The 21,772-nt window shown below is 69.5% G+C and carries 17 protein-coding genes; 7 read left to right on the top strand and 10 right to left on the bottom strand.

The genetic code is table 11. The annotated features are described in order from the left end of the window. Nucleotides 1-9 precede the first annotated feature (9 nt). Nucleotides 10-741, bottom strand: a complete 732-nt coding sequence (locus tag RKE50_RS13430; RefSeq protein WP_350037107.1) for a sulfotransferase-like domain-containing protein — start codon at nucleotides 739-741, stop codon at nucleotides 10-12. Between the two features lie 5 nt (nucleotides 742-746). Next, nucleotides 747-1,688, bottom strand: coding sequence for an aminotransferase class IV (locus tag RKE50_RS13425; RefSeq protein WP_350037105.1), 942 nt, complete (start codon nucleotides 1,686-1,688; stop codon nucleotides 747-749). A 123-nt stretch (nucleotides 1,689-1,811) separates the two neighbouring features. Here RKE50_RS13425 and cmoA point away from each other — a divergent pair, with 123 nt between their 5' ends. Both cmoA and cmoB read left to right on the top strand, forming a co-directional pair. Then, nucleotides 1,812-2,546, top strand: a complete 735-nt coding sequence (gene cmoA / locus RKE50_RS13420) for a carboxy-S-adenosyl-L-methionine synthase CmoA (RefSeq protein WP_350037103.1) — start codon at nucleotides 1,812-1,814, stop codon at nucleotides 2,544-2,546. Between the two features lie 24 nt (nucleotides 2,547-2,570). Then, complete coding sequence (cmoB, locus tag RKE50_RS13415) at nucleotides 2,571-3,542, top strand: tRNA 5-methoxyuridine(34)/uridine 5-oxyacetic acid(34) synthase CmoB (RefSeq protein ID WP_350037101.1); 972 nt, start codon at nucleotides 2,571-2,573, stop codon at nucleotides 3,540-3,542. A 13-nt stretch (nucleotides 3,543-3,555) separates the two neighbouring features. Here cmoB and RKE50_RS13410 read toward each other — a convergent pair whose 3' ends face one another. Both RKE50_RS13410 and rbsK read right to left on the bottom strand, forming a co-directional pair. Next, nucleotides 3,556-3,774, bottom strand: coding sequence for a hypothetical protein (locus RKE50_RS13410; RefSeq protein WP_350037099.1), 219 nt, complete (start codon nucleotides 3,772-3,774; stop codon nucleotides 3,556-3,558). Between the two features lie 152 nt (nucleotides 3,775-3,926). Beyond that, the gene (gene rbsK / locus RKE50_RS13405; RefSeq protein WP_350037097.1) at nucleotides 3,927-4,853 is read right to left on the bottom strand and encodes a ribokinase; all 927 of its coding nucleotides are present in this window, start codon (nucleotides 4,851-4,853) and stop codon (nucleotides 3,927-3,929) included. A gap of 214 nt (nucleotides 4,854-5,067) precedes the next feature. Between rbsK and RKE50_RS13400 the strand changes: the two genes are divergently transcribed. After that, the gene (locus RKE50_RS13400) at nucleotides 5,068-6,258 is read left to right on the top strand and encodes an amino acid aminotransferase (RefSeq protein ID WP_350037095.1); all 1,191 of its coding nucleotides are present in this window, start codon (nucleotides 5,068-5,070) and stop codon (nucleotides 6,256-6,258) included. A 9-nt stretch (nucleotides 6,259-6,267) separates the two neighbouring features. Here RKE50_RS13400 and RKE50_RS13395 read toward each other — a convergent pair whose 3' ends face one another. Beyond that, on the bottom strand, nucleotides 6,268-8,178 hold the full coding sequence (locus tag RKE50_RS13395; protein ID WP_350037093.1) for an ATP-binding cassette domain-containing protein: 1,911 nt from the start codon (nucleotides 8,176-8,178) through the stop codon (nucleotides 6,268-6,270). A 242-nt stretch (nucleotides 8,179-8,420) separates the two neighbouring features. Here RKE50_RS13395 and RKE50_RS13390 point away from each other — a divergent pair, with 242 nt between their 5' ends. Together RKE50_RS13390 and RKE50_RS13385 are read left to right on the top strand one after the other, a co-directional pair. After that, entirely contained in the window at nucleotides 8,421-10,370 is a 1,950-nt protein-coding gene (locus RKE50_RS13390) for an acetoacetate--CoA ligase (RefSeq protein WP_350037092.1), read from the top strand. A gap of 115 nt (nucleotides 10,371-10,485) precedes the next feature. Further along, nucleotides 10,486-11,586: a COX15/CtaA family protein gene (locus RKE50_RS13385; RefSeq protein WP_350037090.1), complete on the top strand. Its 1,101-nt coding sequence runs from the start codon at nucleotides 10,486-10,488 to the stop codon at nucleotides 11,584-11,586. Here the strand turns inward: RKE50_RS13385 and RKE50_RS13380 are convergent. Then, a complete protein-coding gene (locus RKE50_RS13380; protein ID WP_350037088.1) occupies nucleotides 11,574-12,149 on the bottom strand; it encodes a helix-turn-helix domain-containing protein in 576 nt (191 codons plus the stop codon). The two genes, RKE50_RS13385 and RKE50_RS13380, sit on opposite strands and share 13 nt — an antisense overlap. Before the next feature lie 110 nt (nucleotides 12,150-12,259). On the opposite strand from RKE50_RS13380, the gene RKE50_RS13375 reads away from it, so the two are divergent. Continuing rightward, nucleotides 12,260-12,589: a hypothetical protein gene (locus RKE50_RS13375; protein ID WP_350037086.1), complete on the top strand. Its 330-nt coding sequence runs from the start codon at nucleotides 12,260-12,262 to the stop codon at nucleotides 12,587-12,589. Between the two features lie 43 nt (nucleotides 12,590-12,632). Here the strand turns inward: RKE50_RS13375 and RKE50_RS13370 are convergent, their stop codons facing one another. Together RKE50_RS13370 and RKE50_RS13365 are read right to left on the bottom strand one after the other, a co-directional pair. Continuing rightward, the gene (locus RKE50_RS13370) at nucleotides 12,633-14,540 is read right to left on the bottom strand and encodes an EAL domain-containing protein (protein WP_350037084.1); all 1,908 of its coding nucleotides are present in this window, start codon (nucleotides 14,538-14,540) and stop codon (nucleotides 12,633-12,635) included. A 23-nt stretch (nucleotides 14,541-14,563) separates the two neighbouring features. Continuing rightward, entirely contained in the window at nucleotides 14,564-15,268 is a 705-nt protein-coding gene (locus RKE50_RS13365; protein ID WP_350037082.1) for a transglutaminase-like cysteine peptidase, read from the bottom strand. Nucleotides 15,269-15,591: 323 nt separating this feature from the next. On the opposite strand from RKE50_RS13365, the gene RKE50_RS13360 reads away from it, so the two are divergent. Then, nucleotides 15,592-17,475: a TolC family outer membrane protein gene (locus RKE50_RS13360; protein WP_350037080.1), complete on the top strand. Its 1,884-nt coding sequence runs from the start codon at nucleotides 15,592-15,594 to the stop codon at nucleotides 17,473-17,475. Nucleotides 17,476-17,572: 97 nt separating this feature from the next. On the opposite strand, the gene RKE50_RS13355 is transcribed toward RKE50_RS13360, so the two are convergent. Both RKE50_RS13355 and RKE50_RS13350 read right to left on the bottom strand, forming a co-directional pair. Then, the gene (locus tag RKE50_RS13355) at nucleotides 17,573-20,104 is read right to left on the bottom strand and encodes a TonB-dependent receptor (RefSeq protein ID WP_350037078.1); all 2,532 of its coding nucleotides are present in this window, start codon (nucleotides 20,102-20,104) and stop codon (nucleotides 17,573-17,575) included. A gap of 121 nt (nucleotides 20,105-20,225) precedes the next feature. After that, nucleotides 20,226-21,692: an amidase gene (locus RKE50_RS13350; RefSeq protein ID WP_350037076.1), complete on the bottom strand. Its 1,467-nt coding sequence runs from the start codon at nucleotides 21,690-21,692 to the stop codon at nucleotides 20,226-20,228. Nucleotides 21,693-21,772: the final 80 nt, after the last annotated feature.

Raw genomic sequence — 21,772 nt, 5'->3', positions numbered from 1 at the left:
CAGGGCCCGTCAGGGGCGCAGGGCATGCGGAAGCATCTCCGCGTAGATCGCCTCGGCTTCCTCGCACATGGCCTCGTACTGCGCCGGTAACGGCGGGGGCGGTGCGTCCGACTCCGGGGGCGCGAAGCCCGTGGAGGCCTCCACGGCGGCGTACCAGTGCGGTGCCCAGACGCCGTCGCTGTCCCGCGGGCCCGCGGGCCAGCTCAGCATGCACTCGTCGAAGGCGATTCCGATGCGCTCGCAGAGCTGGCGCAGGACACTCGCCGGGTCCCTCAGCGTGAGCGCCGAGTCGATTACCGGCGGAACGCTGCCAAGGCGCTCGAGGACCCGGCGGAAAAGGGCGATCTGCTGTGGAAAGCCGACCTCCTCGAGGCTGAAGTCCGGGCGGATGCGTGCATAGGAGGCGAGGATCCGCCGCGGTTCGCGGATCAGGAAGCAGTTCTCGAGACCGTCGGTGAAGGCGAGGTCCATGGACGGCAGCAGGTGCTGCGTCATGTGCTTCTGGTAGAACACGCCGGCATCGCCGCGCTCGCCGTGCACGAGATCCTCGGCGACCACGCGCCAGTCCGTGGGCTGGCTGGCGATGATCGCCTCCCGCGCCGGGTGCTCGAGGCCGGTCGCCACCAGGTAGGCGGCGTAGAACGGTTCGTCGGCCACGACGCAGTCCGGCCGGTTCTCGAACGCCCGCATCATGGCCGTGCTGATGTTGCGCGGCCCGGACCACATGGCGATACGGCGCACGGTGCTCAGCCCTTCCGCGGGTGGCTGGCCCCGGGGCCGTCGATGTAGCGCTGTACCCAATCGCGGTAGCCCCGGCGCAGCCGCGCGATGAACGGGCGCTCGCCGCTGCCGTCGCCGATGCTGCGGCCGTCGACCTCGCGCACGGGCACCAGCCCCGCGAAGGTCCCGGTGACGAAGGCTTCCTGCGCGTTATAGACGTCATTGAGGGTGAAGTTCTTCTCCCGAGCCGGGATGCCGAGCTCGCCGGCGATCTGCAGTACCTTCTCGCGGGTGATGCCGTCGAGGCAGTAGTCCCCGGTGGAGGTCCAGAGTTCGTCCCGGCGCACGATGAAAAAGTGCGTGCTGTTGCAGGTGGCCACGAAGCCGTGCGGGTCGAGCATCAGCGCCTCGTCGTGACCGGCCTTCGCGGCCTGGATACAGGCGGTGACGCAGTTCAGCTTGGAGTGGGTGTTCAGCGTCGGGTCCTGCACGTCGGAGTAGCCGCGGCGCACGTGCACGGTGAACAGGCGAACGCCGCGGTCCACGGTTTCCGGCAGCGGGTCCTTGTACTCGGCGATGATCACCACCGTCGGCGGTGTCACGGTCATGCGCGGGTCCTGGTAGGGCGTGGCCTTGACTCCTCGGGAGACCATGAGACGGATGTGCACGCCGTCGTGCATGGCATTGGCGGCGAGCACCGCGTAGAGGCGGCGGGTGAGGGCCTCGCGGTCGAAGTCCGGCTCGAAGTCCAGCGTCTTCATGCCTTCGAACAGCCGTTCCAGGTGGCGCTCGAGGAAAAGCACGGTGCCGCTCTCCACGCGCAGGCCCTCCCAGACACCGTCGCCGAGGATGAAACCCGAGTCGAAAACGGAGACCTTCGCTTCGGCCCGGGGCACCAGTTCGCCATTCACGTCGATGAGGATCTCGGCGTTGCGGGGGTCGTCGACGTACTCGTGCGTGCCTTTCATGGGCGGGTCTCCGGGTGTGGGACGGGCGTGTAAAAGGCGGCGATTATCAACCCTCGCCGACACCGCTGCCAAGGGCACTGCGTGGTACGATGGCGCCACGCAGTGCCAAGACCGCCGAGGACAGTGAACGACGCCCGCGACAGGCTCTTTGCCGACCCCCTCGGGGCCACGGCACCCTTCACCTTCGACAGCGAGGTCGCTCGGGTTTTCCCGGACATGATCCGCCGCTCGGTGCCCGGCTACCCGACCGTCGTCGCCCTGTCCGGGCTGCTCGCGGCGCGCTTCGCCACCGCCGGCAGCACCCTCTACGATCTCGGCTGCTCGCTCGGCGCGTCGACGCTGGCCATGCGTCAGCACATCGAGGCCGACGGCTGCCGCATCGTCGCCGTGGACAACTCCCCGGCCATGCTCGAGCGCTGCCGCGCGGTGATCGACGCCGACGCGCATGCCACCCCGGTGGAGCTGCGCGAGGCAGATATCCGCGAGGTGCCCATCGCGGACGCCTCGATGGTCGTGCTCAACTACACGCTGCAGTTCATCCCCGTGGCGGACCGGGAGCCGCTGCTCGCGCGCATCGCCGCGGGGCTGCGCCCGGGCGGTGTGCTGGTGCTGTCGGAGAAGGTGACCTTCGCGGATCCGGCCCTGGATGCGCTGAACATCGACCTCCACCACCAGTTCAAGCGCGCCAACGGTTACTCGGAGCTCGAGGTCGCGCAGAAGCGCAGCGCGCTGGACAACGTGCTTCTGCCCGAGACCCTCGACGTGCACCGCGACCGCTGCCGCGCCGCCGGCTTCGCCTCCTGCGACGTCTGGTTCCAGTGCTTCAACTTCGCGTCGCTCATCGCCCTCAAGGCGTGACCCCCGCAAGGCGTGGATCCAGTCGTGGACACTGACGCGCTGGCGAGCCGCTGGGCCGAAGGCCCGCTCGCTGCCTGGGCGCCCCTGCTGGAAAGGCAGGTGGCCGCGGGGCTCTCGCCGGCGCGCCACGGCGACCTGCCGCGCTGGCAGGCGGCGCTCGACGCACTGCCTGCGGTCGAGGTTGCTGCCGTGCACCTCGACCGGGGCCGCGTCGGTGCGGAGGCCTCCGCGCCGCTGGCGGCGGCAACGCGGGAGGCGTTGTCCGGGGCGCTTCAGGGACTGCACCCCTGGCGCAAGGGGCCCTACGAGCTGTTCGGGCTGCACATCGATACGGAATGGCGCTCGGACTGGAAGTGGGACCGGCTCGCCCATGCCATCGAGCCGCTCGCCGGCCGGCGCGTGCTCGACGTCGGCTGCGGCAACGGCTACCACTGCTGGCGCATGCGCGGCGCCGGCGCCGCGGAGGTGGTCGGCGTCGACCCGAGCCCGCTCTTCGTGCTGCAGTTCCGGGCTCTGGCCCACTACCTGCGCGACAGCGCCGTCAACGTCCTGCCCCTGCCCCTGGAGGCGGTGCCGCGGCCGCTGCCGGCCTTCGACACGGTGTTCTCCATGGGTGTTCTCTACCACCGCCGCTCACCGCTGGACCATCTCCTCGCCCTGCGCGACTGCCTGCGACCCGGGGGGGAACTGGTGCTGGAGACGCTCGTTATCGAGGGCGGTGCGGGGATGACGCTGATGCCGCGCGCGCGTTACGCGCGCATGGGCAACGTCTGGTTCCTGCCCAGCTGCGCGACGCTGCTGGAGTGGCTGGCGAAGGTGAAGTTCCGCGACGCGCGGGTGGTGGACGTGGCGGTGACCAGCACGGACGAGCAGCGCAGCACGCCGTGGATGCGCTTTAACTCGCTGGCTGATTTTCTCGACCCGGAGGACCCGGGCCGGACGATCGAGGGCTACCCGGCGCCGCGCCGGGCGGTGGTGGTCGCGAACGCGCCCTGAACCCCGGCGGGGTTCAGTTGGCGCTGCGGATGACGAAGTTCTCGTCCTTGGGGCGGCGACGCTTGACCTTGGCCTGCAGGCCGGCGAAGTGGCCGTCGCACTCGGCGACTTCCTCGCGCTTGCCGCCGCGGCGGAACTTGATGCTTTTCAAAAAGGCGACCAGGCTCTTGCGATTCTCTTCGCCGGCCTGTGCCCCTTGCTTATCGTTGTTCTGGGGTGCTTCGTCAGTCATGGCTCGCAACTTCACAGTGGGTATTTAAAAGGAACTGTAGCGCAGTCAAGACTTGTGCTCGCGTAAAAACTGCGCAGCTTTGCTGTGAAATTGTGACAGTACGCGCCGGCGAGGGTTCCCCGCGGCCCGGAAAACCCCGGGCGGCGGGCCGCTCAGGCGGCGCGCAGGAAAGCCTCGATGGCCGCCCGCTCCGGCACGCTGTCCTGCGCCCCCGGACGCTGGACCGAGAGTGCGGCACCCGCCTGGGCGAAGGGGATCGCCCCGGCGAGGTCCCTGCCCTCGGCGAGGGCGGCCACCAGGCAGCCGTTGAAGACATCCCCGGCGGCGGTGCTGTCCACGGCGCTCACCGCGAAGGCGGGGAAGGCCCGCTGCCCGCCGCCGGCCGCCGCCTCCGAGAGGAACACCCCGCGGGCACCCCGGGTGAGCAGTACCGTGGCGACGCCCTGGCGGTGCAGGGCATCGGCGGCGGCTGCGGCGCTCGCGTCGTCGCTGACCGCGATGCCGGTGAGGTGTTCCGCCTCGCTTTCGTTCGGCGTGAGGAGGTCCACCAGGGCAAGGAGTTCCTCCGGCAGCGGCTGCGCGGGTGCCGGGTTGAGCAGCGTTCGGCAGCCGGCGTCCCGGGCCCGGGCCAGCGCCGCCTGCACCGTCGCCAGGGGCGTCTCGAGCTGAAGGAGCACGATGCTGCCGGCAAGGAAGTGGTCCGCAGCCGCCGCGAGGTCCCCGGGAACGAGACGGGCATTGGCCCCCGGCGCGACGGCGATGCAGTTTTCACCGTGTGCGTCGACGAGAATCTGGGCGACGCCTGAGGGGCTGTCCGCATCGACGATGCAGGGCCCGGTGTCGATGCCCGCTGCGCCGAGGCTATCCAGGGCGCGGCGCCCGAAGTCGTCATCCCCGACGCGGGCCAGGAAGGTGACCGCGCCGCCGGCCCGGGCCGCGGCCAGGGCCTGGTTCGCACCCTTGCCGCCGCCGTTGATCGTGAACTCCCCGCCGAGGACCGTCTCCCCGGGCCGCGGCAGCTCCGGTACGCGGATGACCATGTCGGTGTTGGAAGAGCCGATGACGAGAATACGCGACACGCGAAACCTCCGGGGCTGGGGGCGGCGCTGGGCAGGCGTCGCCGGAGTACGCTATTCTTCGCTGCGAATCGCCGGGGCGCAATCCCGCGCCGCTTTCGCGCCGCCCCCCGGTGTCCGTCACGGCCTCGACCGCGCCCCGGCCGGACACTCGCCAGACGCCTGCCAGCGACAGGCTGGACCCAGGCTGGATACAGGCCAGAAAAAGGAAGCTGACATGCTGCACACCCTGGAGCGCCTCCCGGACGACCCGATCCTCGGTCTCGCCGCCGCCTGCCGCGCGGACCCCAATCCCGACAAGGTCGATCTCACCGTCGGCATCTACATGGACGAGGACGGCGTCTGCCCGGTCTTCGGCGCCATCCGCGATGCCCAGCGTGCCCTGGTGGAGGCGGAGACCAGCAAGGCCTATCTGCCGCCGGCCGGTGACCCGGACTTCAACAACGGTATGCGGGCCCTGGTCTTCGGCAGCGACAGCGCCGCCCTCGCCGATGGCCGCGTGACCTCGGTCGCCGCGCCCGGCGGCTGCGGCGCGTTGCGCATCGGCGCGGAGATCGCCCGCGTCGCGTCCCCGGACGCGAAGGTCTGGGTATCGGACCCGACCTGGCCCGTGCACATCCCGCTTATCGGCAGCGTCGGACTCGAATTCGAGAAATACCGCTACTACGACGCCGCCAGCCACGGGGTCGACTTCGACGGCATGGTCGAGGACCTGAAGGGGGCGAAGGACAAGGACCTTGTGCTGCTCCACGGCTGCTGCCACAACCCCTGCGGTGCGGATCTCACCCTCGAGCAGTGGGGCGTTATCGCCGGGATGGCCGAACGCCAGGGCTTCCTGCCCTTCATCGACATCGCCTACCAGGGGCTCGGTGACGGTATCGAGGCGGACGCCGCGGGCCTGCGCCTGCTGGCCGAGCGGTTGCCCGAGCTGATCGTCGCGGCGTCCTGCTCCAAGAACATGGGGCTCTACCGGGAGCGCACGGGCATCGCGCAGTTCCTCTGCCGCGACGCCGGCAGCGCCGAGGCGATCCTCAGCCAGGCCAAGGTCGCGGCCCGGCGCATCTACTCCATGCCGCCGGCGCACGGCGCGCTGCTCGCGGGCCGCGTCCTGGCGGACCCGGCCCTCGAGGCCGCCTGGCGCGAGGAACTGCACGGCATGTGCGACCGCATCAACGTCCTGCGCGAGACCCTCGTGGAGAAACTCGAGAGCACGACGGGCCGCGACTTCGCGTTTATCCGCCAGGAGAAGGGCATGTTCTCCTTTCTCGGCCTCACGGAAGAGCAGACGCGGCGACTGCGCGAGGAGCACAGCGTGTACATGCTGGGCTCGTCGCGGATCAACGTTGCCGGCATCAACGCCCGCAACCTCGACTACGTCGCCGACGCGGTGGCGAAAGTCATCGCCTAGGGTCCTGGGTCAGGGCGCCCGCTCCTCAAGCTCCGCCCAGCGCTCCACGGCGGCCTCCAGGGTCGCCTGGAGGTCGGAGAACTCGGCCAGGGTCGCCTGCACGGCGGCGGCATCGCCCTGGTAGAAATCCGGGGCGGCGGTCATCGCCTCCAGCTCCGCCTGCCGGGCCTCCAGCGCCTCGATGCGCGCGGGCAGTTCGGCCAGCTCCTGCTGCTCCCGGTAGGAGAGTTTCTTCCGCTCGCCGCGCGCGGGCTGGGCCGTGGTTTTCGCCACCGGTGCAGGGGTCCCCGCTGCCGCGGGGGGATTGTCGTCCGCGGGCGCGCGCTCGGCGACGAGCCCGCCGCCGCGCGCCTCCCAGTCGCTGTAGCCACCGGCCTGCTCGTCGATCGTGCCATCGCCGGGCAGCACCAGCAGGCTGGTCACTACGTTGTCCATGAAAGCCCGGTCGTGGCTGACCAGCAGCACCGTGCCCTCGAAGTTGAGGAGGATTTCCTCCAGCAGTTCCAGGGTCTCGATATCGAGGTCGTTGGTGGGTTCGTCGAGGACCAGGACGTTGGCGGGCTTCAGGAACAGGCGCGCGAGCACGGCCCGGTTCTGCTCCCCGCCGGAGAGGGCCTTGACCGGCGTGCGGATGCGCTCGGGCGTGAACAGGAAGTCGCCGAGGTAGCTGATGGCGTGCTTGCGCCGGCCGTTCACCTCGATGAACTCGCGCCCGGCGCAGATGTTGTCGATAAGATTCTTCTCCGGTTCCAGCTCGGAGCGCAGCTGGTCGGCGTAGGCCACCTGCAGGCGGCTGCCGTGCTGCACCTCGCCGCTGTCGGGCTGAAGCTCGCCGAGGATCAGCTTGACCAGGGTCGATTTGCCCGCGCCGTTGGCGCCCACGATGCCGATGCGGTCGCCGCGCTGGATGATCAGTGACTGGTGGTCGAGAATCGTGCGCCCGCCCAGGCCCAGGCTCACCTCCCGGAGCTCGGCCACGATCCGCCCGCCGGCCTCCGCCTCGTCGACGCCGAAGCGTGCACGGCCGACGGCGGTGCGCCGCTGCGCGCGTTCCCGGCGCAGTTGCTCGAGGGCGCGCACCCGGCCCTCGTTACGGGTGCGCCGTGCCTTGATGCCCTGGCGGATCCACGCCTCCTCCTCGGCGAGCTTGCGGTCCTGCTTTGCGTCCGCGCGGGCCTCCGCTGCGGCCTCCCGCTCCCGGTGGGCGAGGAAACCCCGGTAATCGCCGTCCCAGGTCACGAGGTGCCCGCGGTCCAGCTCGGCAATGCGGTTTGCGGTGGCCTGCAGGAACCGCCGGTCGTGGGTGATGAGCACCAGGGCGCCGCCGTAAGCGGCGACCTGTGCCTCCAGCCAGGCGATGGCCGGGATATCGAGGTGGTTGGTCGGCTCGTCGAGGAGCAGGATGTCGGGCTCGCCGACGAGGGCACGGCCGAGGGCAACGCGGCGCCGCCAGCCCCCGGAGAGTGTCGCCAGCTCCCGGTCCGCCGGGAGTTCCAGGCGGCTCAGCACCGTTTCCACCCGCTGCTGCAGGCGCCAGCCGTCGGCGGCCTCCAGGGCCTGCTGCACTGCGGCGAGGGCCGCGAGGTCGGCCGCCTCGCCGGCGTGGGCGAGGCGGTGATAGCGCGAGAGCAGTTCGCCGACCTCGGCGAGACCGCCGGCGACCGCGTCGTAGACGGTCACCGCGTCGCCGGGCGGCAGCGCCTGCGACAGCCGTGCGAGCCGGGCCCCGGGCCGCAGCCAGCGGCCGCCGGCGTCCGGCTCCTGCTCCCCGGCGAGCACCTTGAGCAGGGAGGTCTTGCCGGCGCCATTGCGGCCGAGGAGCCCCAGCCGGTCACCCTTGCGCAGCACCAGGTCGACGCTGTCCAGGAGTACCTGGGTGCCGTAGGCGAGGCTGGCCTGGTCGAGGCGGAGGAGTTCCATAGAGCGCGGGTCCTGGTTCGGGCTGCGGCGACGGGCGCTGCATTCTACGGCAGCCCGCTGCCCGCCGGCCAACGGTGCTGGCGGCCCCGGTCCCGTTGTGCGACCCTTGGCGAGATAGTTGCAAAGGTAACGAACTGGGCAACGATCATCGAAAGAGTAACGACCAGGCGAAACGCAGCGACCCGGCGAAACGCAGCGACCCGGCGAAAAAGCGACGACCAGGCGCAGAAGGGACCCCAACAATGACCGAGCCACTCTGGACACCCGACGCGGCGCGCCTTGCCCGTGCGCGACTCACCGCCTTTGCCTCGACGGTGGAGCCGGCCGCGGGCGCTGACGTTGCGGGGGACTATCACGCCCTGCACCGCTGGTCCGTGACCGCGCCGGAGGCTTTCTGGCGGGCGCTCTGGGACTTCGCCGGCGTGATCGGCGATGCGGGCGACACGGTGCTGCTCGACGGCGACCGCTTCCCCGGGGCGCGCTGGTTCCCCGACGCGCAGCTGAACTTCGCCGAGAACCTGCTGCGCCACCGCGGCCCGCAGCCGGCCATCGTCTCCCTGCTCGAGAACGGCGAGCGGCGTGTCCTTTCCCGGGACGAGCTCTACGGCGAGGTTGCGGCCGTGGCCGTCGCGCTCCGCGGCGCCGGTGTGGGCCCGGGGGACCGTGTGGCCGGCTTCCTGCCCAACGTGCCCGAGGCCGTCATCGCCATGCTCGCCGCCGCGAGCCTCGGCGCGCTCTGGACCTCCTGCTCCCCGGATTTCGGCGTCAACGGCGTTCTCGACCGCTTCGGCCAGGTGCGCCCGAAGGTGCTGTTTGCCGTCGACGGCTACTACTACAACGGCAAGACCATCGACTGCCTGCCGCGGGTGGCGGAGATCGCCGCGGCCATCGACGGCATCGAGCAGCTGGTGGTGGTGCCCGTGCTGGGGGCTGCCGACCCGGCCGCCGCGGTGCCCTCGGCGCGGTGCTGGACGGAGTTCCGCGAGCCCGCGGCCGGCGCCATCGCCTTCGAGCGCCTGCCCTTCGACCATCCGCTCTACGCGCTCTATTCGTCCGGGACCACCGGCGTACCCAAGTGCATCGTGCACGGCGCCGGCGGCACCCTGCTGCAGCACCTCAAGGAGCACCAGCTGCACACGGACCTCGGCGAGGGGGACGTGTTCTTCTACTTCACCACCTGCGGCTGGATGATGTGGAACTGGCTGGTGTCGGGCCTCGCCAGCGGCGCGACGCTGGTGCTGTACGACGGTTCCCCGTTCGCCGCTGACGGACGCATGCTCCTCGACGCCATCGACCGCGAGGGCATCACCGTGTTCGGCACCAGCGCGAAGTACATCGCGGCGCTGGAGAAGGCGGGCCACCGGCCGCGGCAGAGCCACGATCTCGGCTCGCTGCGCACGATGCTGTCCACGGGCTCGCCGCTGTCGCCGGAGCAGTACGATTACGTCTACCGAGACTTCAAGGCGGACCTCTGCCTGTCCTCGATTTCCGGGGGCACCGATATCGTGTCCTGCTTCGTGGGCGGCTGCCCGGTGCTGCCGGTCTATCGCGGCGAGATCCAGGCCGCGGGGCTGGGCATGGCCGTGGCGGTCTGGAACGAGGCGGGCGAGGCGGTCACGGAGGAGAAGGGCGAGCTGGTTTGCACCCGGCCCTTCCCGTCCTGCCCCCTGGGCTTCTGGAACGACCCGGATGGCGACCGTTTCCGGGCTGCCTATTTCGACCGCTGGCCCGGGGTCTGGGCCCATGGCGACTATGCCGAGGTGACCGCGCATGGCGGTTTCATCATCCACGGCCGCTCCGATGCGGTCCTGAACCCCGGCGGTGTCCGCATCGGCACCGCGGAGATCTACCGCCAGGTGGAGCGCGTGGAGGAAGTGCTCGAGAGCGTTGTCATCGGCCAGCGCCGGGACGACGACGTGCGCGTGGTGCTGTTCGTGGTGCTGCGCCCGGGGGTCGAACTCGACGAGGCGCTGGCCGCGCGCATCCGCGCCGTGATCCGCGAGAACGCCACGCCGCGGCACGTGCCGGCAAAGATCCTGGCGGTGCCTGACATCCCGCGCACGATCAGCGGCAAGCTGGCGGAACTGGCGGTACGCAGCACCGTGCACGGCGAGCCCGTGAAGAACACGGACGCCCTCGCCAACCCCGGAGCGCTGGCGGCGTTCCGGGACCGGCCGGAACTCGCCGACTGAAGCGACGGGCGGAATCGGCGCCCGCGATGGGGCGGGGACGGTGACGAGGGGTATTTTCCGCTATCATTGCCGCCGCCGCAGGCCCCGTCCCCGAGAGCATGAGTACCCCGAGCGCATGAGCACCGCAGCCTCCGACATGCCCCGCTACACGCCACGCCATGATCGCCAGGTGGGTCTCTGGCTTGCCGCCTGTGCCGCGGTCATCTTCGGCATGATCCTGCTCGGCGGCGTCACCCGGCTGACCGAGTCCGGCCTCTCCATGGTGGAGTGGCGGCCGCTCATGGGGATCGTCCCGCCCCTCTCCGAGGCCGAGTGGCAGGCAGTCTTCGACAAGTACCGGCAGTACCCGGAGTACCGCCTGGTCAACCAGGGCATGTCCCTGCATGAGTTCAAGGTCATCTTCATGTACGAGTACCTGCACCGGGTGCTCGGACGCCTCATCGGCCTGTTGTTCTTCATTCCGCTTGTCTACTTTGCCGTGCGCCGGCGCATCCGCCCCGGTCTCATGCCCAAGCTCCTGCTCCTGTTCGTGCTCGGGGGCTGCCAGGGCTTCCTCGGCTGGTACATGGTGCAGTCGGGCCTCGTGGACCGGCCGGACGTCAGCCAGTACCGGCTCACGGCACACCTCGGCCTGGCGGTGGCGATCTATGGCTACATGCTGTGGCTGGTGCTGGACCTGCTGGCGCCACCGGGCGGCGCCGGCCGCTCACCGCTGGCGCCCTGGGCCCTCGGCCTGGTGCCGCTGGTCTACCTGATGATGCTGTCCGGGGGATTCGTCGCCGGCACCAACGCTGGTTTCTCCTACAACACCTGGCCGCTCATGGGACCGAGCTTCATTCCCGCGGGGCTGTACCGCACGGACCCCGCCTGGCTCGCCGCCTTCGAGGACGTGGTCACGATCCAGTTCAACCACCGCATCCTCGCCTACCTGCTGACGCTGCTGGTGCTCGCCCTGGTCGTCGCGGTGCTGCGGCGGGAGCAGGCCCCCCGGGTCCGCGGGGGGGCCTGGCTGCTGCTCGCTGCGCTGGCACTGCAGGTCGTCCTCGGTATCAGCACGCTGCTCAAGCACGTGCCGGTGCCGCTCGCCGCGGCCCACCAGGGTGGTGCTGTGCTGCTGCTGTCCTGCGCCCTGTTCCTGGCCCACGGCCTGCGCCGTCTGCCCGTAACGCAGCCGGCGTCCCGGCCCGCCGCCCGGCCGGCGCCTCAGCCGGTGTAGGTCACCACGAGGTAGCCGCGCAGGGGCTCCGCGCCGCTGTTGGCGATGACGTGGTCGACGTCGGCGCGGTAGTGGGCCGTGTCGCCTGTCGCGAGGGGGCAGTGGTCTCCCCCGGCGCTGACCTCCGCGCTGCCGCTCGCCACCGTGAACAGCTCCCGCGTGCCCTCGTAGTGCGCGCCGCTGGCCAGCCGGGCCCCGGGCTGCAGGACGATCTCGTAGAACTCCACGGACTTTTCCTGATGCAGCGGTGACAGCGTGCGGATGCTGCACTCCTCGTCGCCGCGGAAGAGCATGCCCGGGTCGTCGCCGCGGATCCGCTCGATGCTCGCGCCGGCATTCGGGTCGTCGACGAGCTCGCCGATGCTGATGCCGAAGGCCTGGGCGATGCGGTAGGTCACCGCGAGCGTGGGGTTTGCCTGGCCGCGCTCGATCTGGCTGAGCATGGAACGGCTGACGCCGGAGGCGGCCGCGAGCTGCTCGAGGGTGAAGCGGTGTTTCTGGCGCAGCGTCGTCACCCGCTCGCAGAGCACCTTGCTGGCGGGGTCGCCGGGGGCGCTGGTCATGGTGTCGGGTCTCTCCCGGGGCATCGGTCAGGCGCAGAGTCTACCATCGCCGCGCCCTTGCCCGGGCCGCGCTGCCGGTGCATCATTGCCCCGACCGCGAGGGGATGTCCATGCCATTCGTCAAGCGCAATGCCGAGGGCGCGATCGTCGCCGCCAGCCACGGGGCGGAGGGAGACTGCGTCGAAGAGATCAGCGAAGCCGAGCTGCTGGCATCGGGTTTCCTCGAGCGCCTGGTCGGCACCGAGGGCAGCGAGGGCCTGCATCTCGCCAGCTCGGACCTCGAGCTCGTGCGGGTCATCGAGGACGTGGTCGACCTGCTCGTGGACAAGGGCGTCATCCTGTTTACCGAGCTGCCCGAGTCGGCGCAGAAAAAGGTCCTTGCCCGCCAGCAGCTGCGCAGCCGCATCGGCGGCAGCCTCAACCTTCTCGGCGACGACTGATCCGGCGACGCCTGAGCTCGGCAGCCACTGCCCGACCGTACTCTCAGTCCGCTGCCAGGCGAACCCCCGGCCCGCCTACCGCATCCACCCCCAGCGTTTCCAGCGCCCGCCACTGCGCCCGGCTTTCCACGCCCTCGGCGATCACCTTGACCCCGACCGCGTGCACCAGGGTGCTCAGGGTGCGCAGCAGGTTCTGGTTGGTCGCGTCGCTGTCGATGTCGCGCACGAACACCGCGTCGAGCTTGACGTAGTCGATTCCCACGTCGTGGAGCTGGCCGAGATCGGCCAGGCGGCGGCCTACCCGGTCCATGCCCGTCTGCATGCCGTGCCGGTGGGCCACCGCCGAGAGCCGGCGGAAGTTCGGCATGTGGTGGTAGGCCACGCTCTCGGCGACCTCCAGGGACAGCCGCGCGGCGCCCGCGGCCTCTGCGGCGCGGCGGTCCAGCCAGCCGGGGAAGTCGTCGTCGGCGAGGGCGGCGGTTGACAGGTTCACGGCAAGCGGCTCACCGCTCTCGGCGGCGAGTCGCAGGGCGAGGTCGATCACGCGCCGGTCGAGTTCCCCGCCGAGCTGCATGCGGTTGATCCAGGGAAGGAACTGGGCCGCAGGCAGCAGCTCGCCATGCTCCCGCAGGCGTACCAGTCCTTCCCGGTGCAGCACGGTGCCGTTGTGCTCCAGCACCGGGAAGGTGACGAGAGTGAAGCCGTTAGCCGAAAACGCGGTGGACAGGCTCGCGCGCCAGCGCTCCAGCTGCTCCCTTACCGGCGTGCTGGCGCCGCGCTGGGCTAGGGTGATTTCACCGACGCCACCTTGCTCCGCGCTCTGCAGGGCAGCGTCCAGGGCCGTAAACAGGTCGCTGGCGCGGTCGCCCGGCCGGTACTCGCCGCAGGAGACCGGAATCTCGGGCAGCTGCACGTCGTGGGCGGTGAAAGCCGCTGCGAGCACATCCTGCAGCTGGATACCGACGGCCCGCGGGTCCTCGGCGCCGGGCGCGAGCAGCGCGATATCGGAGCCGTTGAGGCGGCCGCAGGACCAGTCCCGATCACGGCAGAGGGCGTTCAGGCTGCGGCCGGCGCTGGCCAGGACAGCGTCCAGGGCTTCGTGGCCGTAAGCTTCGTTGAAGCGCGCGAGCTCGGTGAGCCGGCCGATGCAGAAGCTGCCCGTCGCGCCCGCGTCGTCGCCGGCGAGCGTGCCCGCGAGCTGTGCGCCGAACGCATTGCGGTCGAGGAGTCCGGTCACCGGGTCGGCGGTGGTCGCGCGCTGCAGCTGCTCCAGCCGCTCCCCTTCGCTGGCCAGCATGTCGCGGACGCGGGCGGAGAGCCGGTTCATCGCGCCGACGAGGTCGCGGAACTCCCGCGTGTGCGGCTCATCCAGGGTGACGAAGCGGCGCTCGCCGATGGCGCTCGCCTGGCCGACGACGCCGGCCAGCGGCGCCAGCAGCCGGCGCAGGAGCAGCGAACCGACCGCGCCCGCGGCCAGGGCCGTGAAGAAGAAGGCCAGCGCCTGGGTCCAGGTCGTCCGCCACAATTCGTCGTAGGCAAAGCGCGAGTGGCTGCGGACCTCGAGGGTCCCGGCCTGGCTCCAGCCGCGCTGGATCGTCGCGATCCCCGGCGCGGCATCGATGGGCAGGAGGTCCGTGAACCAGCCTGGCGCGCGGGTGCCGGCGCCGCTATCGCGGCGCTCGAGGAGCACCTCACCGTCGGGTCCGGTCAGCCGGATGAGCTCGTAGAAGCCGGTATCGAACTGAGCGGCCAGGGTCAGCTCCATGAGCACCGGGTCCGCGTCCTGCTGGGTGAGGGAGATCGCCAGGGCGGTCGCGTTGTCGGTGTTCTTGATGGCGAGCTGCTGCTCCAGGTAACGCTTCGCCGACACGCTGCTGAGCGCCACGCTGACACACAACACCAGCGCGAGCAGGAAGACGATCGCCAGCCAAAGCTGCTTGTAGAGGGACATGGACTCACTCCCAGTCGGCCCGGTCAGTGTAAACCCTCCTCCCGCATCCGTTGCAGGAGGTCCCGCCAGCGGGACAGGCGTGCCGTTGGGTCGCGGCTCGCGGGGGCGGCCCCGGCGCCGACCCAGATCCCGGCCGTGTTGAAGCCGAAAACGGGGGTCAGGTCCGTGCGCTCGGAAGCGGGCAGCACGTAGGCGGCGAGGTTGTCGAGAATCAGGGGTTCCGCGCCGGGGCGCGGGTAGTAGGCGAGCACCATGTGGGCCCGGGGCTCGCCCCCGCCCACGGGCCGCGCCCGGACATAGGTGATGCGCAGAGCCTCCACGGGGACACCGAGTTCCAGCAGGCTGACGTACTTGGCGATGCTGAAGTCCTCGCAGTCCGCGGCGCCGCGGGAAAAGGCTTCCATGGGGGTGGCCCAGTAATCTTCCTGTCCCCAGGTTGCCCGGTCGTCGCGCCAGGCCAGCTGCAGGTTGAAAAAGCGATTGACGCCGTCGAGCTGGTCCGGGACCGGCCGGCCCGCCATGGCCTCGATCAGGTCCTGCCAGAGGGCGACGCGCGCGGCGGTCTCGTCGCCATAGCGGTCCCGGGCCGTCGCCAGCAGCTGCTCGCGTTCGGCAAAGCGCGACTCGGCCAGCAGCGCCAGCAGCAACAGCACGGGCAGCAGTCCCCGCAGGGATCGCGCTGCCGCGGCGGGCAACCGCTCGCGCTGTTCCGGGCCCGGGGCCGTCACGGTCCGCCGCTGCTCACTGGAACCAGTGTCCTTTCGGGTGGTCCGGCCGGGCGATCGCAGGGAGATGCTTCACACGCTTTCTGTTCCTTGTCGGCAGTCCGGGTCGGCGGTCTGTGTGCAGCGCGCCTCTGGCGCGGGCCGGAAAGTGTGACTAGGCGCAAAAAAGCAGAAAAAAGTGCCTGCCGCAAGCCGCCGAAGCCGGTCCGCTGCTGTAAAGTGGCGGCGTTTCGAGGCCATCGCGGCGTCTTTTACCCGGGTGCCATCCCCGGCCAGCATAGCAACCGGACGCCCGTCGTGCGCGGGCGCATCCTGAGGAAAGAGTCATGAGCCTGCTGTATCGCTTCGCGAAACGACTGCTGCCCGCAGCCGTCGGTGTCGCCCTGGCCGGGCAGGTGGTCGCGCAGAGCGCCCCCGCCGATTTCCGCTCGGCCATCAACCAGGCGGTGAATACCAACCCCCGCGTCAGCGCGGAGTACTACAACTTCGAGGCGGCGCGGGAGTCCGAGCTGGCAGCCCGCGGCGGCTACCTGCCGAGCGTGGACCTTTCCTCGGAGATCGGTCGCGAGCAGCGCGACACGCCGCTGGTCAACCTCGGCAGCTACACCCGCGATGCGACCCGCTTCACGGTGACGCAGATGCTCTTCGACGGCTTCGAGACGCGCAACACCGTCGCCACCCGAAACTTCGAGAAACTGTCGCAGTACTACAACCTGCGCAGCATCTCCGAGACGGTCGCCCTCGAGGCGGCGCAGGCCTACCTTGACACGCTCCGCTTCCAGCAGCTCGTCGAGTACGCCGAGGACAACTACGTCTACCACCGGCAGATCTACAATCGCATCCGCGAGCGTGCCCGGGGCGGCGTGAGCCAGGGCGTCGACCTGCAGCAGGCCGAGGCGCGGATCGCCCTTGCCGAGTCCAACCTGGTGACGGAGCTCCAGAACCTGCATGACGTGCAGGCGCGTTTCCAGCGCATCATCGGCGGCCTGCCCGCGGAAGATCTGTCCGTGCCGGCGCTGCCGGACACGCTGATCCCGGAGCTGCGCACGGCGGCCCTCGACGTGGCCTACAGCCGCAGCCCCGTGATCAACGCGGCGATCGAGAACCTGCGCGCGAGCCAGGAGTTCGTTAACGCGCGCAACGCGCCGTTCATGCCGCGCATCGACCTGCGCTACCGCAACGAGATCGAGCACGATACAGACGGTTTCAACGGCACCTACGACGAGGAAGCGCTCGAGCTGGTGCTGAACTACAACCTGTTCCGCGGTGGCGCGGACAGCGCGCGCAAGCGCGAGGCCTACGCCCTCTACAACGCGGCTATGGAAGAGCGGAAGCAGGCCTGCATCAACGTGCGCCAGGAGACGATGATCGCCTTCAACAACATCCGGGCGCTGACCGAGCAGGTACAACTGCTCAAGCGCAATCTCGAATCCCAGGACCAGACGCGCCGGGCCTACAAGGACCAGTTCGATATCGGCCAGCGCACGCTGCTCGACCTCCTCGACAGCCAGAACGAGTTCTTCGACACGCAGCGCGCCTACATCACGGCGCAGACCAACCTCGTCGGCGCCCGCGCCGAGACGCTGGCCAACATGGGCCTGCTGCTCGCCGCCCTCGAGCTCGACGGGCTGAACGCCGATCAGATCGAGGCCCTGAAGCTCGACTTCAGCCGCGACCCGGACGACGACAACGCCCAGCCGCTCTGCCCGCCGGAGCCGCCGCCGGAGATCGATATCGACCGGGAAGCGCTGTTCGACCGCCTCGACCGGCGCGCGACCAACGGCGGTGGCGCCAGCGCCGAATCGAAAGCGGCCCTCGCCGCCATGGCCGCGGGCAGTTCCACCTTCCTGGCCGCCGGCAGCGACCGCTACGAGGCCGAGGTGGACGTGACCTTCGCTCTCAACTCAGCCGAGATCACCTCGGAGTTCGACAGCGAGATCCGCCGCGCCGGGGCTTTCCTGCGCGACCACCCGGACGTGGAGGCAATCATCGAGGGGCACACCTGCAATATCGGTGACGAGGCGTACAACGCCAGGCTCTCCCGGCAGCGTGCCGATGCGGTGCGCAACAAGCTGGTGAAGGACTACGGCGTCGACCCGGCCCAGGTCGTTGCCGTCGGCCGCGGCGAGACGGCCCCGAAGGCCGACAACGGCACCGCCGAGGGCCGGGAGCGCAACCGCCGCGTGGAAATTGTCCTGAGCGCCAGCTGATTGGCGCCGTCGGGCCTGGCCCGGGCTGCGTTTCCCCGAATCGTAAGAACAAAAAAGCCCGCCTTACGGCGGGCTGTGTCGTTTCCGGCCTGCGCCGTCAGAAGCGGGCGGTGAGTCTCGCGCCCCAGATCTGCCCTTCTTCGAGGTACTGGGCGTGGGAGCCGACCAAGACGGGAACGTCGAAGCTCTGCATGAACACCTCCTCGTCGAAGATGTTGCGCCCGTAGGCCATGAGCTCCCACCAATCGCCGCGGAGGCCCAGGCGCAGGTTCACCTTGGTGAAGGAGTCGATCACGTCCAGTGGATCGTTGTCCCCGGCCGAGTTGAACTCGTCGCGGTAGTTGGCCTCGCCGCTCATGAAGAACTCAAGGCCGCCCATAGGCTGCACGTAATCGAAGAGGAACGAGGCGCTGTAGTCCGACGCGTAGAGCGTCGGCTCGCCGGAAAGGTCGTTCTCGCTGACTCCGAGGGGGCTGCCGCAGAGCGGGTCAGCGTCGATCTGGATGACCGTGCAAGGGCCGTCCTGGAACTTGTCATAGGTGGCGTCGAGCCAGGCAAAGTTGAGCCCGAGGCGCAGCGAGTCGGTCGCCTGCCACATGCTGTCCACTTCGAGGCCCATGACTTCCGAGCTGGCGGCGTTCTTCACGTTGAAGCCGACGCCCTCGAAGACCGCGGTCTGCAGGTCGCTGTACTCGGTGTAGAACAGGGCCCAGTTGAAGCGCATGGCGCCGTCCAGCAACGTGTGCTTGCCGCCGATCTCGTAGGCGTCCACCTCCTCGTCATCAAACTCGAAGTCGTCGTTGGGGCGCGTGGGGTCGTAGCAGCTCTCTATGTCGACGGTGAAGTCGGGATTCGGCGCGCAGGGGAAGGTGCCCTGAGTGAGATCACCGGGTTCGCCGTCGTCTGCCGCCGTGAAACCGCCACTCTTGAAGCCCTGGGAGAAGCTTGCGTAGAGCATGGAGTCCTGGCCCAAGTCCCACTGTAGGTTGAAGGAGGGCAGCAGGGCGTCCGTCTCCCGGTCCTCCTCGTAGTCGTAGCGATAGGCGTTGAAGGTCGTCGCCTGAATCAGGGCGAGGAAGTAGTTGTCGCTGGGGGCACCGAGGCCGGTGTTGCTATCCGACGTGAACTGCCGGCTGACGACGTCCTTGGTTTCTTCCGTGTAGCGCACGCCGACGGTGAGGCGCAGGCGGTCGGTGAAGTTGAAGGTGCCCTGGCCGAACAGCGCCCAGGACTCCGATTCCAGCTGGTAAAAGCGGTTGCGGCCGATCTGGTTCGCACTGTAGGCACCTTCCGTCTGCACGGCGAGCAGGTTCTGCGGCAGTGCCGCCGGCGGAATCGCGCCGCCGCTCAGCAGGTCGGACAGGAACTGCGGGAACAGCCCGTCGAAGTTCGTATCGAGGGTCACGCGCCGGTTTATGTCGAGGTCTGAGGTATCGTAGTAGAAGCCGGCCACGTAGTCGAAGAACTCGCCGCCGGGCGAAGTGATACGGAACTCCTGGCTCCACTGCTCAAAGCGCTGGTCGTCATCGCGGTGGATAAACTGCAGGGGCAGCCAGTCGACGTCGGCGCCGTCGATATAACGGTACTCGGAATAGCCGGTTACGGAGGTCACTGTGTGATTGGCGACCGTCCAGTTTAGCGTGAGCGCCGCGTTGTCGATATCGTTCTCGCTGCTGTCCGGGTTGATGCCGATGCCCAGCCCGTCCGCCTGCGACTGGCCGTAGCCGTTGTCCTTGAAGATGGTGAATTCTTCCTGGGTGGTGGCTGCGTATTGCGGGAAGTAAAGGTCCATGATCGAGTAGGCGGTGTCGGCAAAGGCATTGCGGTTTGGAAACTGCGCATCCCGCTCCTCCGGGCTCGGGTAGACCTTGCCCGTGGTCGTTGAGCCGATCCGCTCATAGTCGGAGTTGCTGTACTTGAAGTTGATGTCGAGGTTATCACTCGGCTGCCAGGCCAGCGTGAGGCGGTAGGTGAACTCGTCGATCCGGCCCTCGCCCTCGCCGAGGAACGCGTTGCGCGCGTAGCCGTCGGTCTCGCGCGACTTGAACGCCAGGCGGGCGGCGAGCGTGTCCGTCAGCGCGCCGCTGATATAGCCCTCGTAAAGCTCGCCCTCGTTCGACTCGTAGGAAGCTGCAAGCTGCCCGTTGAATTCCTCGCCCATGTCGGGGGAGGCGCTGGTGATATTGACCGCACCGGCCACCGTGTTACGGCCGAACAGCGTGCCCTGCGGCCCGCGCAGCACCTCCACCCGCTCGACGTCGAGGAAGGCCGCGCGATACTGGCGGCCGCGGCCCATGTAGACGCCGTCGATGTACATGCCCACGGATTGTTCGAAGCCCTGGTTGTTACCGGAGCCGACACCGCGCATGTAGATGTTAGTGTTTACCGGGGCGTCGGCGATGTGCAGGTTGGGTACGTAGTCCGCCAGTGCCGCCATGTTGGGGATGCCGGCGTCCTGGATCTGTTCGCCCTGGATGGCGGAGACGGAGATCGGCACGTCCTGCAGGCTCTCGGCGCGCTTCTGCGCCGTCACGATGACTTCTTCGAGTTGCTGGGCGCCGGCGATGGGCGCGGCGAAAGACAAGGAAAGGACCGCTGCGAGCGGCAGTTTGCGGAATGGCGCAGCCATGAATTACCCCTTTGTGCTGTTATCGATTATGTGTGGTCCGGCGGGCGGGTAACCGGCCGGACCTTCAGCGATGGTAATGCAGCGCCATTCCGCGAAACAAGCCTGCCCGCGGCCCGGCCGTCTAGCTCGCGTAACCGGGCGGCGGCACGAAGGCGCGGTGGTGTTGTTCCAGCAGGGCAGCCACCGCCAGTGTCGTGCGGTCGCCGAGGAAAGGCCCGGCAACCTGGCAGCCCACCGGCAGGCCGTCGTCGGTGGTGCCGAGGGGGACCGCGGTCGCGGGCAGGTAGGCGTTCAGCGTCAGGCCGGCCCAGCGCAGGATGTCCGTGTAGGGGCGGGCGTCGCCGTCGACGTCCAGCTGGCGCGCCTGCATCGGCTCGCTGTGGTCGTGGGGGAAAGCCGGGACGTGAGCGCAGGGACAGAGCAGCACGTCGAAATCGCCGAAGAAGTCGGCCCACGCCCGGCGTGTGCGCTGCCGCCGCACGTTCTCCCGCAGCCAGTCCCGGTGCGACAGGGCGATGCCGCGCAGCTGAAGGAGCGGCTCGCTCATGTCGTCGGGCGCCGCGGCGGCGACCGCCGCCTGCGCCTGCTCGCGCACCGCCTCGGGCATGTCTGCGCCGAGAATCGACAGCATCAGCATCGTGTAGTTCTCGTGGTTCCCCTGGGGGTCGAAAGCCGGCCGCGCAGCCCGGTCCACCCGCGCGCCCAGCGCCTCGAGCGTGTCCGCCGCGGCGAGGATGTGTTCGCGGATCGCCGGGTGTACGGGGCAGAAGGGATCGTCCGCCCAGACGGCCACGCGCAGCTCGCCGGCTTCCCGGAAGCGCGGTGCCGGCAGAACGGGGCCGGCGGCGCAGGGGCCGGCGATGGCCGCTGCCGGACCTAGGAGCAGCTCCAGCGCCTGCACGAGGTCTGCCACGCAGGTGGCGAGCGGGCCGGCGACGGAGAGGTCGGGCTCGATGAGAAGTCCCTCCGCGGGCGGAATATGGCCGATGAGACTGATCAGTCCGTGGCTTGTCTTGTGCCCGAAAATGCCGTTGAAGTGGCTGGGGGTGCGGATGGAGCCGCCGATGTCCGACCCCAGCTCCAGCGGCGTGAGGCCGGCGGCCAGCGCCGCCGCCGCGCCCCCGGAGGAACCGCCGCAGGTCCGGTCCGTCGCCCAGGGGTTGTTGGTGGTGCCGTACACGGCGTTGTAGCTCTGCAGGTCGGCGCTAAGGAAGGGCACGTTGGTCTTGCCGAGGAGGATCGCGCCGGCGTCGAGATAGCGCTGCACGGCGACGGCATTCTCCGCCGCCGCCTTGCCCGCCCGCTCGGGCACGCCGGCGACGGTGGGCAGGTCCCGGGTGCCGTAGGCGTCCTTGATCGTGAGCGGTACCCCGTGCAGGGGCCCCCAGTCCTCGCCGCGCGCGGCGGCCGCATCGGCCTCCCGGGCCCGCACCCGGGCGGCCTCCGGGTCCATGGCGACCACGGCGTTGACCCCGCCGTTGTGCGTCTCGATGCGATCGAGGAAAAACTCCACTGCATCCACCGCGCTGGCGCGGCGGGCTTTGATGTCTTCGGCGATGGCGAAGGCGCTTCGATAGAGAAAGCTCACGGCAGGCTCCTGTTCCCGGTCCCGGTCCCGGTTGCGGTCCAGGCCGCATCATAGCAGCCCCTGTTTCTGCCCCTCGGAGC

Origin of the sequence: Pseudohaliea sp. (assembly GCF_040217025.1) — a bacterium.
Classification (GTDB): Bacteria; Pseudomonadota; Gammaproteobacteria; order Pseudomonadales; family Halieaceae; genus Pseudohaliea.
This window is presented reverse-complemented; position numbering and strand designations above follow the sequence as displayed.